The 14,984-nt window shown below is 74.6% G+C and carries 11 protein-coding genes and 1 pseudogene; all 12 read left to right on the top strand.

The genetic code is table 11. From position 1 onward, the window contains the following. Window positions 1-574 (top strand): annotated as a pseudogene (locus KSNIM_RS01515) (hypothetical protein); the annotation flags it as partial. After that, the gene (locus tag KSNIM_RS01510; protein ID WP_263101366.1) at window positions 571-834 is read left to right on the top strand and encodes a hypothetical protein; all 264 of its coding nucleotides are present in this window, start codon (window positions 571-573) and stop codon (window positions 832-834) included. The pseudogene KSNIM_RS01515 and the gene KSNIM_RS01510, both read left to right, overlap by 4 nt. Beyond that, complete coding sequence (locus KSNIM_RS01505; RefSeq protein WP_263101365.1) at window positions 831-1,466, top strand: hypothetical protein; 636 nt, start codon at window positions 831-833, stop codon at window positions 1,464-1,466. Before KSNIM_RS01510 ends, KSNIM_RS01505 begins: the two co-directional genes overlap by 4 nt. A 1-nt stretch (window position 1,467) precedes the next feature. After that, entirely contained in the window at window positions 1,468-1,848 is a 381-nt protein-coding gene (locus tag KSNIM_RS01500) for a hypothetical protein (protein WP_263101364.1), read from the top strand. After that, window positions 1,841-2,968: a hypothetical protein gene (locus KSNIM_RS01495; RefSeq protein ID WP_263101363.1), complete on the top strand. Its 1,128-nt coding sequence runs from the start codon at window positions 1,841-1,843 to the stop codon at window positions 2,966-2,968. The genes KSNIM_RS01500 and KSNIM_RS01495 overlap by 8 nt, the downstream gene beginning before the upstream one ends. Beyond that, window positions 2,965-3,492, top strand: a complete 528-nt coding sequence (locus tag KSNIM_RS01490) for a phage baseplate assembly protein V (RefSeq protein ID WP_263101362.1) — start codon at window positions 2,965-2,967, stop codon at window positions 3,490-3,492. The genes KSNIM_RS01495 and KSNIM_RS01490 overlap by 4 nt, the downstream gene beginning before the upstream one ends. A 3-nt stretch (window positions 3,493-3,495) precedes the next feature. After that, window positions 3,496-3,813 carry a hypothetical protein gene (locus KSNIM_RS01485; protein ID WP_263101361.1) on the top strand — a complete coding sequence of 106 codons (318 nt, stop codon included), beginning with the start codon at window positions 3,496-3,498 and terminating at the stop codon, window positions 3,811-3,813. A 10-nt stretch (window positions 3,814-3,823) separates the two neighbouring features. Next, window positions 3,824-4,189, top strand: coding sequence for a GPW/gp25 family protein (locus tag KSNIM_RS01480; RefSeq protein ID WP_263101360.1), 366 nt, complete (start codon window positions 3,824-3,826; stop codon window positions 4,187-4,189). Then, window positions 4,186-6,930: a putative baseplate assembly protein gene (locus tag KSNIM_RS01475; RefSeq protein ID WP_263101359.1), complete on the top strand. Its 2,745-nt coding sequence runs from the start codon at window positions 4,186-4,188 to the stop codon at window positions 6,928-6,930. The genes KSNIM_RS01480 and KSNIM_RS01475 overlap by 4 nt, the downstream gene beginning before the upstream one ends. Further along, the gene (locus tag KSNIM_RS01470; protein WP_263101358.1) at window positions 6,927-9,515 is read left to right on the top strand and encodes a putative baseplate assembly protein; all 2,589 of its coding nucleotides are present in this window, start codon (window positions 6,927-6,929) and stop codon (window positions 9,513-9,515) included. Before KSNIM_RS01475 ends, KSNIM_RS01470 begins: the two co-directional genes overlap by 4 nt. Beyond that, window positions 9,512-11,674: a hypothetical protein gene (locus tag KSNIM_RS01465; RefSeq protein WP_263101357.1), complete on the top strand. Its 2,163-nt coding sequence runs from the start codon at window positions 9,512-9,514 to the stop codon at window positions 11,672-11,674. The genes KSNIM_RS01470 and KSNIM_RS01465 overlap by 4 nt, the downstream gene beginning before the upstream one ends. Before the next feature lie 16 nt (window positions 11,675-11,690). Next, on the top strand, window positions 11,691-14,948 hold the full coding sequence (locus KSNIM_RS01460; RefSeq protein ID WP_263101356.1) for a right-handed parallel beta-helix repeat-containing protein: 3,258 nt from the start codon (window positions 11,691-11,693) through the stop codon (window positions 14,946-14,948). Window positions 14,949-14,984 lie beyond the last annotated feature (36 nt).

Genomic DNA, 14,984 nt, shown 5'->3' with positions numbered 1-14,984 from the left:
GGTCGCGCCCGCCGCGATGCGGGACGTGCTCCCCGGCGGCGCAGGCCGCCCCGGGGAGGAGGCCACCGTGCCGTACCGGCGGCCGCTCGCCACGCCCCTTGCCGCCCCGACCGAGTCCGCCGCCCGGCCGCCGGCCGACACAACGGCCGCACGGACCTCTGCCACCCGCAGCGACACCTCCCCGGCCCCGGCCGGTGGACCCGGGCGGGGCGAGCACCGACCACCACGGCGCCCCGCGACGCCCGACCGGGACACCGCACGGCCGACGCGGCGCGAGGAAGCCACCGCCGCCCCCGTCGTCCGCCCCGCACCGGCCCCCGCCCCGCTCCCGCCGACCCTCGTGCCCCGGCCCGTGGCACACCCGTCCCTCGCACACCCGTCCGCGGTCGCCGCCGCCGAGCCGGCCCCTGCCGTCACGATCAGCATCGGCCGGATCGAAATCCGTGCCGTCCCCCCGGCGACACACCCGCCCACCGCGCCGGAGCCGGACGCCGCCGTCAGGGACACGGCCGGAGCGGGCAACGGCACGCTGTCGCTCGGCGACTTCCTTCGCAGCACCCGGGACGCACGATGAACGCCGACCGGCCGCGGGTGCGGATCGTCGTCGACGAGGTCGTCCTGCGCGGCCTGACACCTGCCCAGGCCGCCGCCGCGGTGTCCGGCCTGGAACGGACGCTCGGCGCCCTCGCCTCCGGCGCCGACCCCACCCGGCTCACCGACCGCACCGTCCCCGTCGTGCGCCACCGGCTCGCCCGCACCCCCGCACGGAGCGCCGCCGAGATCGGGACGCAGGCCGCGACGGCGATCTGGACGGCGCTGGGAGGCGAACGGTGATCTCGCCCCGCGTCGTCAAGGCGGGCCTCGTCCAGGTGGACACCACCACCGGCCGCGCCCTGCAGAGCATCGCGCTCCAGTACAACCCGGACGCCCTCACCCGCACCGTCACCGTCCAGGCCGCCGGCGCCGACCCCGGCCAGGCACTGCGACTGAAGGGCGTCGCCGTCGAGACGCTCCGCCTGGAGGCGGAGGTCGACGCGACCGACCGGCTCGAGTTCCCGGCCGCGAACCCGGGCACGGTCGAGTTCGGCATCCATCCGCAGCTCGCCGCCCTGGAACTGCTCGTCAACCCGCGGGCCGCCGCACTCGCGGAGAACGACGCCCTGGCCGGCCGGGGCGTGCTCGAGGTCCTGCCCGTGGAAGCACCACTGACGCTGTTCGTCTGGAGCCGGCAACGCGTCGTGCCGGTCCGCGTGACCGAGCTGTCCATCGCCGAAGAGGCCTTCGACGCCTCGCTCAACCCGATCCGCGCCAAGGTCACCCTCGGCATGCGGGTGCTCTCCGTCGACGACCTCGGATTCGCCCACCGCGGCGGAGCGCTGTTCATGAGCCACCTGCGCAACAAGGAGGCGCTGGCCGCCCGCGCCGGCTCCGCCGCCCTGACCACCCTCGGACTGGAGGTGATCTGAGGTGCCCGACCCGCTCCAGGCACTTCTCGCGGCCGGTGCCGTACCCACCGCCTCGCTGCCGCCGACCAGCCGCTACGCCGAGGTCGGCGTCACGGTCCACGTCCGCCAGGTCGGCCCGGGCGAGGAACCCGCGCCGCCCGTGCCGTACTTCCGCCGCCGACTGTGCCCGGCCTCCGACCGCTTCGCGCTGCTCCACGAGTACACGACCAGCGACGGCGACCGCCGGGACCTGGCCGCGGCCGCCCTGCTGGGCGACCCGGAACTCTGGTGGCGGCTCGCCGACGCCAACGACGTCGTCGACCCCGCCCGGATGACCCTGCCGCCGGGGCGCCGACTGCGCGTCACCCTCGCCGAAGGCGTACCCGGAGCCGCCGATGCGTGACCTGCCACCGGGCCCCGTCCGACTGCACCTGTTCCTCGGCCCGGCCGTCCCCGTGCCCGCGCCCCGCTTCGTGCTCGACGCGCTGACCGGCCTCAAGGTCGAGAGCGGCTCCGGCGACGCCCAGAGCGGATTCGAGCTGACCTTCTCCGTCCCCCAGGACTCCCCGGTCCAGGCGTTCTTCCCGGTCACCGTGCCGGTGTTCCGCTGCGTCGTCGCGGTCACCCTGCGCGGAGTCACCGAAGTCCTCGTCGACGGCGTGGTGACCCACCAGGACATGACGACGGCCGGCCCCGCGTCGGTGCTCCACGTGAAGGGCAAGGACCTCACCTGCGTCATGGACCTGGTGCCGATGGACGGCCTCCCCTACCCGGCGATGTCACCCGCGGTGCGCGCCCTGGCCGTCCTCGCCAAGTACGCGGCACTGGGCTGTACGCCTGTCGTGATCCCGAGCCTGCTGGAGGACGTGCCGATCCCCGTCGACCGCATCCCCGTCCACCAGGGCACCGACTACGCCTACCTCACGGCCCTCGCCAAGGAGGTCGGCCACGTCTTCTACATCGAACCCGGACCGGTGCCGGGGGTGAGCAAGGCGTACTGGGGACCGGAGATCCGGTTCGGAGCGCCGCAGCCCGCGCTCAACGTCGGGCTCGACGCCGCCCACGACAACGTCGCCACCCTCAACTTCACCTTCGACAAGGAGAAGAGGGAGCTTCCCATCGTCGCGATCCAGGAGCGCACGAGCAAAGCGCCGCTGAACCTGCCCGTCCCCGACATCGCCCCCATCAGGCCGCCCCTGGGCCTCGTCCCACCGATCCCGCCGAAGCTGCACCGCATGACCGACACCGCGAACCTCAGCCCGCTCGCCGCCGTGATGAAGGGCGTCGCCCACGCCGCCCAGCACTCCGACGCCGTCTTCGGCACCGGCACCCTCGACGTCGCGAAGTACGGCCACGTGCTGCGCTCCCGCAGGCTGGTGGGGGTGCGCGGCGCCGGCACCGCCTTCGACGGCCTCCACTACGTCACCCGCGTCACCCACGACATCCGGCGCGGCTCCTACACCCAGACGTTCTCCCTCGCCCGGAACGGCGTCGTCCCGACCGTCCCGGCGGTGCCGGCATGACCCGGACGGAGACCCCCGCCGTGACCGGCTACCTCGGCAAGTACCGTGGCACCGTCGTCAACAACGTCGACCCGCTGCAGATGGGCCGCATCCAGGCCCTCGTCCCGGACGTGTCGCCGAGCGCCTCCTCCTGGGCGATGCCCTGCCTGCCGCTCGCCGGGATCAACACCGGCGTCTTCGCCGTGCCGCCCATCGGCTCCGGCGTCTGGGTGGAGTACGAGCACGGCGACGCGGACTACCCGGTCTGGGTCGGCGGGTACTGGGGCAGCCCCGCCGAAGTCCCCCTGCTCGCCCGCACCGTGCCGCCCGGGATCGCCGGCATCACCCTGCAGACCACGCTGAAGAACGGACTGGTGATCAGCGACGCGCCGGGCCCGACCGGCGGGATCCTGATCACCACCGCGACCGGCGCCATGATCTCGGTCAGCGACGTCGGCATCGTCATCAGCAACGGCAAGGGCGCGACGATCTCCCTGACCGGACCGGCCACCGACATCAACCTCGGCGCCCTGACGGTGGTGTGACCGATGCCCGGACCGATCCTCCACCTCGGCGCCACCGTCCTGTGCACCCACGCCGGACAGGCCGCACCGACCACGCCCTTCCCCCGGGTGACCGTCTCCGGACAGCCCGTCGTCACCCTCGCCACCCCGTACGTCGTCGCCGGGTGCGGACTCACCGGCACCCCCACCCCGCCCTGCGTCACCGCCCAGTGGCTCGTCGGCGCCGCCCGCGTCCTGGCCGGCGGCACCCCCGTCGCCCTGCAGACCGGCACCGCGATGTGCACCCCCACCGGCACCCCACTCACCCCGCTGGCCGCCCAGACCCGGGCGATCGCCTCATGAAGGAGGCGCCATGACCATCGATCACCCCTACGACATCGGCGGCAGCGGCCGCACGGCGACGACCGACCCGGACGACCACGTACGGGACATGATCGAGCAACTGCTGCTCACCACCCCCGGAGAACGCGTGATGCGGCCCGACTTCGGAGCAGGGCTGCTGCAACTCGTCTTCGAACCCGGCGGCCCCGAGGCGGCCGCCACCACGCAGTACCTCGTGCAGAGCGCCGTCGAACAGCACCTCGGCCAGGTCCTCACCGCCGACCGGATCGAGGTGGAGGTCGCCGACTCCGCCCTGCTGATCACCGTCTCGTACGTCGTGCTGCGGACCCGGACCCGCCACGTCGCCACCTTCCGCACCCCCGGCGGCCGCCCGTGACCCGCTACCCCTGCGCCGAACCGCACCGCCTGCTCGCGCTCCAGCAGGCCGGCCCCCTCAGCCACCTCAACGGCATCGAGTACGTCGAGGTCCTCGACACCGCCGCGCCCACCCGGGAACTGCGCCAACGCATCCTGCACGTCCGCCTCGTAGGGCCCGTGCCCGCCGGACTCGACCGGCACAACGTCCTCGTCGAGGGCGGCGAACGCATCCCGGCCGTGACCGTCGAGTGGGCCGCCCCGGGCAACAGCCCCGACGTGCCGCCCGAACTGCTCGCCGGCATCGACGAACCCGACCGGGTGCTCGTCGTCCGCACGGTGCAGCGCGGGGACTTCTCCACCTACCGGCTGCGCCTCGTCGCCGACCCCGCATCGGGCCTCCCGTACGCCGGCTTCGACCCGCTGCTCGCCGAGGCCGAGTTCGCGTTCAAGGTCGAATGCCCGAGCGACTTCGACTGCGCCCCCGACCGCAGCTGCCCGCCCGAGCCGCCCGACACCCCCGCGATCGACTACCTCGCCAAGGACTTCCAGGGCTTCCGCCGGCTGATGCTGGACCGGATCTCGCTGCTCGCACCCGAGTGGACCGAGCGGAACCCGGCAGACGTCGGAACGACGCTCGTGGAACTGCTCGCCTACCTGGCCGACGGGCTGTCCTACCGCCAGGACGCCGTGGCGACCGAGGCCTACCTCGGGACCGCCCGCAGCCGGATCTCACTGCGCCGGCACGCCCGGCTCGTCGACTACCGCGTCCACGAGGGATGCAACGCCCGCGTCTGGGTGCGGCTCGGCGTCGCAGGGGGAACCGCGGTGGCGCTGCCCGCCGGCACCGCACTGCTCACCACGGTGCCGGACGCGCCGGCGGTGCTGACCCCCGGCTCCCGTGAGCACCGCGCCGCCCTCGCGGCCCGGCCGGTCGTCTTCGAGACCGTCGAACCGGCCGTGCTGCACGCCGATCTGGCCGAGATGCGCTTCCACACCTGGGGCGACCGGGGCTGCTGCCTGCCCGCGGGAGCCACGTCGGCGACGCTGCGGGGCGCCCATCCGCAGCTGAGGGCGGGGGAGGTCCTGGTGCTCGCCGAAACCGTGTCGCCGACCACCGGACGGGCCGTCGACGCCGACCCGACCCGGCGCCGGGCCGTCCGACTCGTCGACGTCCGGAGCTCCGAGGACCCGTTGGGCGGCCTGTTCGAGGAGCCGCGGACGGCCGATCCACTGCCGGTGACCGAGATCGCCTGGCACGAGGACGACGCACTGCCGTTCCCGCTCTGCCTCGGCGTCGCCGAGGGCGCCCTGGAGACGGCGCGCGCCTGGGGCAACATCGTCCTCGCCGACCACGGGCAGAGCGTCCCCGGCCCGGGCAGTGGGGGCGAACCGCTCGGCGAGGTCCCGGGGCCCCGCCTGCTCAGACCGGGCGGGACAGGCCGGGGCGGGACCGCCCCGCCGGACCCCGTACCGGCCCGCTACCGCCCCGCGCTCGCCCGCGGCCCCCTCACCCACACCGTCGCACACCCCGCCGCCGTCCTCTTCCGGCAGGCCGCCACCGCAGCCCTGATGGCCGAACTGACCGCGCAGGTCTACGGCGAGGAGCTGCGGACACTGCTCCGCTCCCACGACCGGCAGCCGACGGGCGGGACGGTCACCGTCCGCGGCGCCGACCCGCTCTGGTCGATCAGCGACGGCACGACCGTGCTGCGCGTCCGCCTCGCCGGGGAGGACCTGCTCGTGTCGGAGCAGTCCCCGCCCGCCTCGGCCGTCCCCGCCGCCGAACCCCGCGCGGCGCGTCCGGCCGTCGTCCTCACCGGCGAACAGGGCACCGACCGCCGGGAGTGGCAGGCGCGGCCCGACCTGCTGGACAGCCCGGCGGCGGCCGCCGAGTTCACCGTCGAGACCGAGCACGACGGGACGGTACGGCTGCGCTTCGGCGACGACGAGCACGCGATGCGCCCCAAGGAGGGCACGCGGTTCTCCGCCCGCTACCGGGTGGGCAACGGCCGCGCCGGCAACGTGGGCGCCGAGTCGATCACCCACGCCGTGACGGACGTCGTCGGCATCGTCGCGGTGTCCAATCCGCTCCCCGCCGCGGGCGGGACGGACCCCGAGTCCGCGGAGGAGATCCGCCGCGACGCGCCCCGGGCCTTCGCCGTGCAGGAACGCGCGGTCACCGAGGCCGACTGGGCCGAGGTGACGGAACGCGTCGGCGCGGTGCAGCGCGCGGCGGCGACCTTCCGGTGGACGGGCTCCTGGCACAGCGTGTTCGTCACCGCCGACCGGCGGGGCGGCAAGCCCGTCGACGCGGACTTCGAACGGGACCTGCGCGCCCGCCTGGAGCGTTACCGGCTGGCCGGCTACGACCTGGAGGTGGACGGCCCGGTGTTCGTACCGCTGGAGATCGGGCTGCGGGTGTGCGTGGAACGCACCCACCTGCGGTCCGACGTCGGCGCGGCGGTGCTCGCCCGGCTCGGCGACTCCACCCTGCCGGGAGGCGCCCGCGGCCTCTTCCACCCGGACCGGCTCACCTTCGGCCGGCCGGTCCACCTGTCCACGGTCCTCGCCGAGGTGCACGCCGTGCCCGGCGTGGAGTCGGTGGACGTCCACACCTTCCAGCGGCAGCGCCTCCCGGAGACCAGCGGCCTGGAGACCGGCGTCCTCGAGATGGGCCGGCTGGAGATCGCCCGGCTGGACAACGACCCGAACTTCCCCGAGCGCGGCATGCTCGGCCTCACCCTGGGAGGCGGCCGATGACCGAGCCGATCCCGGCCGGAACCGACGGGACCTGCGGCTGCTGCTCGGGCACCTCCGCGCGCACCCCCGGGACCCTCGGGAACCGCCCCGGCCTGACGGAGATCGCCTACCGCAGCGGTGTGCACGGCGACTTCCGGTCGAGCATGGTCACCGCCCTGTCGGACGCGAGCCGACCGGGGCTCGCCCGGCTGCTCACCCGCGACCCCGGCGACCCGACGATCGCCCTCATCGACGCCTGGGCGGTCGTCTGCGACGTCCTGACCTTCTACAACGAGCGCCTCGCCAACGAGTCGTACCTTCGCACGGCCACCGAACGCGCCTCGCTCCAGGAGCTCGGCCGACTCGTCGCCTACCGTCTCGCGCCCGGCGTCGCGGCCGAGACCCACCTCGCCTTCTCGCTGGAGAAGCCCCCGGAGACCGGGCAGCAGACCGGACTTCCCCCCGACCCCGGTCTGCTCCCCCCGGCGCCGCCCGCCGCCGTCGACCTGCTCCCCGGGCTCCGCGTCCAGAGCGTGCCGGGCCCCGGCGAGGCGCCGCAGCTGTTCGAGACGGTGGAGGAGCTCACCGCCCGCGCCGAATGGAACGCCCTGCCCGTCGTCCCCACCAAGCCCCACCCGCCGGTCAGGGGCAGCGTCGACGCCTGGTTCGACGGCGACGCGCTCGCCCTCCGCCCCGGCGACGCGATCCTCTTCGCGACCGACGACCTCGCCCACGACACGTGGGACGTGCGGCTGGTGACGGCCGTCGAGCCGGACCCGGCGAACCGGCGCACGCACGTCCGCTGGGACGGGGGGATCGGCCGGGACACCCAGGACAGCGCACCGGTCACCCGCCCGGGGACCTTCGTCCTGCGCAGACGGCTGCGGGTGTTCGGGCACAACGCGCCGGTGTGGCGGGCGATGAACGAGGAATTCCGGAAGGGATACGCCGCGGTCCACGGGGGGAATGCGGACGACAACGAGTGGCCGGCCTTCCACGCGGTCACCGAGCTCACCGAGTCCGGAGAGACCGTCGTCGACCTCGACGGATCGCAGCCCGACATCGTGGCCGGCTCCTGGGTGGTGCTCTCCCAGGAGAGCGTCGACGGCGGCACCGACGTCCACCGCGAGCTCTTCGAGGTCGTGGACCGGACGGAGTTCTCCCGCGCGGAGTTCGCCGTGTCGGGCACCGTCACCCGGCTGAGGCTGAAGGGCGAGCAGCGCCCCCAGGGCGCGAGACGGGCGGACGGCCAGGACTTCCGGACGCCGCGCGGCGTGACGGTCCTCGGCCTGTCCGAACCGCTCACGGTCGTCGAGGCACCCGACCCGGACCCCGTGACCGCACCGGACCTGCTCGTCGAGGGCGACGCCACCGCCATGCTCCCGGGGCGCCGGCTCGTCCTGTCCGGCCGGCTCGACGGCGGGACGGGGGAGCCGGCGGCCGAGGTCGTCGTCCTCGACTCCGCGCGGGACGCCGGCGACCGGACCCTGGTCACGCTGACCGAACCGCCCCGCCACCGCTACCGACGCGCGACCGCCGTCCTGTTCGGGAACGTCGTGAAGGCCACCCACGGCGAGACCGTGCACCAGGTCCTCGGCGACGGCGACGCCCGCCGCCCCTTCCAGACCATGCCGCTGCTGTACGGCCCGCTCACCCACGTCCGCGCCGACACCCCGCAGGGCTTCGCCTCCACGCTGACCGTCCGGGCCGACGACGTCGCCCGCCGCGAAGTACCCACCCTGTACGGCGCCGGGCCCGGCGACCGCGTCTGCACCACCCGCGACGAACCCGACGGCTCCGTCGTGGTCGCGTTCGGCGACGGCGTGCACGGAGCCCGGCTGCCCTCCGGCTCGCACAACATCCGTGCCACGTACCGCAAGGGCACCGGCCGGGCCGGCAACCTGCCGGCCGACCGGCTCTCCCAGCTCATGGACCGGCCCCTCGGCGTCAAGGCCGTCACCAACCCGGTCGCCGCCGACGGCGGCGTCGACCCCGAGGACCAAGGGCACGCCCGCGCCTCCGTGCCGCTCGCCACCCGCACCCTCGGCCGGGCCGTCGCACTGCGCGACTACGCCGACTTCGCCCTCGCCTTCGCGGGCATCTCGCTCGCCCGGGCCGACGTGCTGCGGCTGCGGGCCGGCCGGACGATCGTCGTCAGCGTCTGCGGACCCGAGGGCGATGCCGCCCCCGCCGTCACCGTCGCCCATCTCACGGCGGCCCTGCGCCGGTACGGCGACCCACTGGCCCGCGTCGAGGTCCTGCCGGCCCGTCAGGCACGCTTCCGACTGGGCCTCAAGGTGAGGGTGGACCCGGATCGCGAGGCGAAGACCGTGCTCGCCGCCGTCGAGACCGCCTTGCGGGCCGCCCACGCGCCGCTCGCCCGCGGCCTCGCCGCACCGGTGCACCGCTCCCGGGTGGTCGCCGTCGCAGCAAGCGTGCCGGGCGTCGTCGCCGTCGACCTGGACCTGCTCTACCGCGACCGACCGGGCCTGGAGAGCCGTCTCGTCGCCGCGGAGGCATCGGTCGACACCCGAGGCAGGGCCGTCGCGGCAGAGGTGCTCGCCCTCTCCGAAGCTCCCTTCGACCGGCTGCAGGAGATGCCGTGACCACACCTCAGCCCGAACCCGCCGCCGCCGACCGGCTGTACGCCCTGCTGCCGGCGGTGTACCGGCTGCGCGACGCCGAACGGGACGGCGTGCTGCGCGAGTTCGCCGCCGTGCTCGCCACCCAGCTGGAGGTCCTGGAGGAGGACCTGGAACAGCTCTACGACGACCAGTTCATCGAGACCTGCGCGCCCTGGGTGGCACCGTACATCGGCGACCTCGTCGGCTACCGCCCGCTGCACGGCGTGGCGGACAAGGTGCGCTCGCCCCGCGCAGAGGTCGCCCACACCATCGCCTACCGCCGCCGCAAGGGCACCGCCGCCGCCCTGGAGCAGCTGGCCCGGGACGTCACCGGATGGCCGGCCCGCACCGTCGAGTTCTTCGAACGCCTGGTGACCACCCAGTACATGAACCACACCAGGCCGCACGCACGCGCCACCCCCGGCATGCGCGACCAGGAGGCCCTGTCCTGGGGCACCCGGATGAACGGGGCCTTCGACGACCTCGCCCACACCGCCGACGTGCGCGCCGTCGCCACCCCGCCACCGCGCCGCGCGGGTCGCTACGCCGTCCCGAACGTCGGCATCTTCCTGTGGCGCACCCAGGCCGTGCGCCTCGACCGGACACCGCTCACCCCGCACGCCGCCGGTGACCGGCGCCGCTACCGATTCGACACGCTGGGCAGCGACTCGACACTCTTCGGCGCGCCGCGCACCGAGGAGGAGATCACCCACCTCGCCGAGCCCGAGGACGTCCCGCTCCCGCTCACCCGCCGCCGGCTCGCGGCCCACCTCGACGCCTCCTACGGCAGCGAGCGTCACCTCCTGCTGTCGACGGGCGTGCGCAACGCCGCCGGCACCTGGGACTTCACCCCCGTGCCGGCCGCCGACGTCACCGTCTGCGACCTGTCCGACGTGCCCGGCGGCGACGCATGGGCGCACGAGCCCGCCCCGGGCAAGGTCGCCGTCGACCCCGAGCTCGGACGGGTGTCCTTCGGCACGGCCGTCCCCCAGGGCACCAAGCCCGTCGCCACCCACCACTACGGACTCGCCGTGCCGTTGGGCGCCCGGGGTTCGGCGCGCAGCGCGGCGACGCCACCCCCGCCGCACCGCGAGGCCGCCGACGGCGCGGCGCCACAGGCCCTGCTCGACGGGCTCGCCGGCGGCGGCACGCTGCGCCTCACCGACTCCGACCGGTACCAGGACCTGCACACCGTGCGCACCACCACGGCCGGGGCGGGCAGCCCCGACACCGTCGTGTGGGTGCGCGCAGACGAGGGCGCCCGTCCCACGGTCGTCGTCCCGGACGGCCTGCGGCTCGCGATGGGCCCGCGCACCACGGTCGTCCTCGACGGGCTCCTGCTCGCCGACGGACCCGTCGTCCTGGAGGAGCAGGGCGACGGCGGCAGCCGCACCGTGGAACTGAACGACTGCACCCTCGTCCCCGGCCAGAGCCGGACCGCGGACGGGCGGCCGGCCCACCCCGAGCGGGCCTCCCTGCTCGTCCTCGACCCCTTCGCCACCGTGCGGCTGAACCGATGCGTCCTCGGGCCGATCGTCGCCGTCGAGGGTGCCGACATCACCCTCACCGACTGCGTCGTCGACGCCTCCGCCCCGACGGCCGTCGCCCACTGCGGACGCGCCGCACCGCCCGACGGCGGCCCGCGGACCGTCCCCGACACGACCGCGCAGGCCACCGGCGGCGGCGTGGAGCCCGGCAGCCGCCTCCACCTGTACGAGTCCACCGTCGTCGGCGGCATCCACGCCGTCGAGCTCGACGCGTCCAACTCCCTGTTCGTCGCCGAACTCGCCCCGGGCGACGCCCGGGAGGCCGCCGTGTGGGCCCGCCGTCGCCAGCAGGGATGCCTGCGCTTCAGCTACCTGCCGCCGGACTCCCGCACCGGCCGCCGCCACCGCTGCCGCCCGGACCCCGCAGACCCGCCCGGCACCCGCCCGTACTTCACCTCGCTCCGGTTCGGCGACCCCGCGTACGCCCAGCTCGGCACCGCCACCCCGGACGCCGTCCGGCGCGGTGCCGACGACGAGAGCGAGATGGGCGCCACCCATCTGCTGTTCACCCCGCAGCGGGAGAGCGACCTCCTGCTGCGGCTCGACGAGTACCTCCGCTTCGGACTCGAAGCGGGCTTCTTCTACGCGACCTGAGCAAGGAGGCCTCCCGATGGGAGCCGATCTGAGCCGCGTGCGGTTCGACGCGCTGCGCGACCACTCCGGCGTCGTCATGCAGCAGGGCCGACTGCTGCTCGACTCCGACTGGAACGAGTTCGTGGCGATCGTCGACCGCCGGCTGCGCGCCGCCGCCGCCGACCTCGGCACCCCCGGGGTCGCGGACGGGTCCACCGGCGTCGCCGTCGTCCCCCGGACGACCCCCGACGCCTTCCTGATCACCAGCTCGGCCGACGGCATGACCATCGGCCGCGGCCGGATGTACGTCGACGGCCTGCTCGCCGAGAACCACGGCACCGGCGACACCGCCTTCGACCCGCTGCTCGCCGACACCGTGCGCACGCAGGACACCCCGTACGAGGAACAGCCCTACTGGCCGGCCCCGGAGGACGTGCCCGACTGCGGCACCCACCTGGTCTACCTGGACGTGTGGCAGCGCGAGGTCACCCCGGTGCAGGCGCCGGACCTGGTCGAGGAGGCGGTGGGGGTCGACACCACCGCCCGCACCCAGACCGTGTGGCGGGTGCGCGTCCACGAGCCCGACACCCCGGGCATCGACTGCGGCACCAGGGACGAGGACATCCCCGGCTGGGCCGACGTCACCGCCCCCTCCGCGGGACGGCTCACCACCGGCACGGTCGCCGTGGCGGCCGACGACGACCCCTGCTCGCTGCCGCCCGGCGGCGACTACCGAGGGCTGGAGAACCAGACCTACCGGGTCGAGGTCCACGACGGCGGAGCCCCCGGCACCGCCACCTTCAAGTGGTCGCGCGACAACGGCTCCGTCGCCATGCGGGTGGTCGAGGTCGCGGCCCCCGACCGTCTGCGACCCGAGCACCTGGGCCGTGACACGGTGCTCGGCCTGCGCGAGAACGACTGGGTCGAGATCCTCGACGACCACCGGGAACTCGACGAGCAGCCCGGTGAGATGCGCCGGATCACCACGGTCCACGACGACGGGACGGTCTCCTTCACCCCCGCCCTCCCCGGCGACCTGCCGGCGACCACCGACGAGGCGCTCCGGCGGAACCTGCGCATCCGCCGGTGGGACCAGGCGGGCAGGATCAGGAGCGGCACGGGCGCCGTACTCGGGGACCTCGACGCCCCCGGCTCCACCGGGGTCGTCACGGTGCCGACCGGGGGAGTGGCTGTCGTCCTGGAACACGGCATCACCGTCACGCTCGACGCCCCCGACGGCGCCCTCCGCTCCGGCGACCACTGGATCTTCACCGCGCGCACGGCCACCGCCACCGTCGAGGAGCTCGACCAGGCACCCCCCTTGGGCGTCCACCACCACTACGCCCGGCTGGCCGTCGTCAGCTTCCCCTCCACTGCGGATGACTGCCGCACCCTGTGGCCGACCGACGGGAACTGCGGCGACTGCACCGTCTGCGTCACCCCCGACTCGCACGCAAGCGGTGTCCTGACCGTGCAGGCGGCGGTGGACCGGGTCGCGGAGGACGGCGGCACGGTCTGCCTCGCGCCGGGCGTCTACCACCTCGGCGAGGAACCCGTGCGGATCCGGCAGGCGCGGTCGGTGCGGGTGCGCGGCCACGGCCCCGCCACCCTGCTCATCGGGGACGGAGGCTTCGACATCAGCCTCTCCGCCTTCGTCACCCTGGAGGACTTCGCGCTGATCTCCAGCAGCCACCGGCCGGGGATCAGGATCGCCGTCGCGGCCGAGGTCACCGTCCGGCGGCTCACCGTGCTGATCGCCGGCGGCGACGGGGAGGGCGGCGGCCAGGGCCCCGCCGTCCAGCTGTCCAACGCATGCCTGCGCACCCGCATCCAGGACTGCGACATCACCGGCCGCATCGGCATCGAGGCCCGGGAGTACCTGGACAACGGCGACGGCGTCAGGGCGCACCTGCTGACGGCCGATCTGGAGATCAGCGGCAACCTGCTGATGTGCTGGTGGTCGGGCGTGCAGTTCGCCGGCAGCGCGGCCCACGTGCTCCGCAACACCGTCCGCGGCAACACGGTGCTCTTCGCACAGGGCGCCGGTCTTCGGCTGCGCGGCGCGCTGTCCCCGTGGGCCTCCTTCGACATCGCCGACAACCACGTGCAGACCATGGGGACCGGCATCGAGGTGGGGGCGAGCGGCTACACCGTGCGGGACAACACGATCACCGGCAACCCGGACCCGGAGACGGGCTCCGGCCACGGGATCGTCGTGCGCAGCGGCGAGTCCGGCGTCCTGCGCGGTACCACCCGCATCTCGGGCAACCACATCGGCCGGATCGGACGGGTCGGCATCCTCGTGCGCGTGCCCACCGGCGACCTCGACGTCTCGCACAACACGGTCGAAGGAGCGGGCGAGGGGGGCATCGTGGTCACCGAACGCGGCCGGCTCGCCGACGCCGTGATCGTCGGCAACACCCTGCGGGACGTCGCCACTCCCGAGTGGAGCGGAACCACCGGCACCCACGGCATCCGGATCGTCGGTGCGACCCATGCGCTCGTCGGCTCCAACACCGTCCGCGGGCTCACCACCGAACCCCCCGGGGCCACGGACGACGAGGAGGGCACGGAGGGCGACCGGCGCGACCGGGGCGAGGAGGGCGGCGATCCGGACCGCAGGACCGGGGTGGCCCTGCTGGCCTGCCGGGAGTCCCGGATCCACGGCAACCTCGTCGAGGGGATCGGCCCGGCCGACCCCGGCGAGGACGACCGGTGCATCGGCATCCACGTTTCCGTGTACGCCCGCACCACCGTCGAGGGCAACGTCTGCCGGCGGATCCCCGCGGACGTCGACGACGACGGGCACAACCCGTGGAGCGGCCTGCTGGTGGGCGACGACCCCGTGGACGACGACCCGGACCCGGACACCCCGCAGATCCGCACCGCGCACATCGGCCCGTACGTCTCCGTCCTCGGCGACCGGGTCGCCTACCTCGTCGGGCAGAACACCGCGTTCGCCCACGCCTCGCAGGACGTCAGCGCGACCGTCTCCGCCAACACCCTCACCGGCGCCGCCGAACACCCCGCGGCGCGGATCGACGTGGCCGGGGACGCCGTGGTCAGCGCCAACCAGTTCCGGCAGCACGGCGACTCGGACCCGCCCGCGCTCGTCGTGCGGGCCACGACCGCGACCGTGACCGGCAACCGCGCCAGGGGCGGCTTCCCGTCGATCCTCCTCGAGGTCGACCCGCAGTTCCTCGCCGTGCTCGGCAACATCACCAGCGGCGGCATCGACCCGGAGAACCTCATCGACCCCAAGTGGCTGAAGCTCAACGTCCGGGGCGTGCTCTGACGACCGGTCCGCCGCCCCGCCCCGAGGGGCCGCCCG

The organism is Kitasatospora sp. DSM 101779 (assembly GCF_025655475.1).
Taxonomy (GTDB): domain Bacteria; phylum Actinomycetota; class Actinomycetes; order Streptomycetales; family Streptomycetaceae; genus Kitasatospora.
This window is presented reverse-complemented; position numbering and strand designations above follow the sequence as displayed.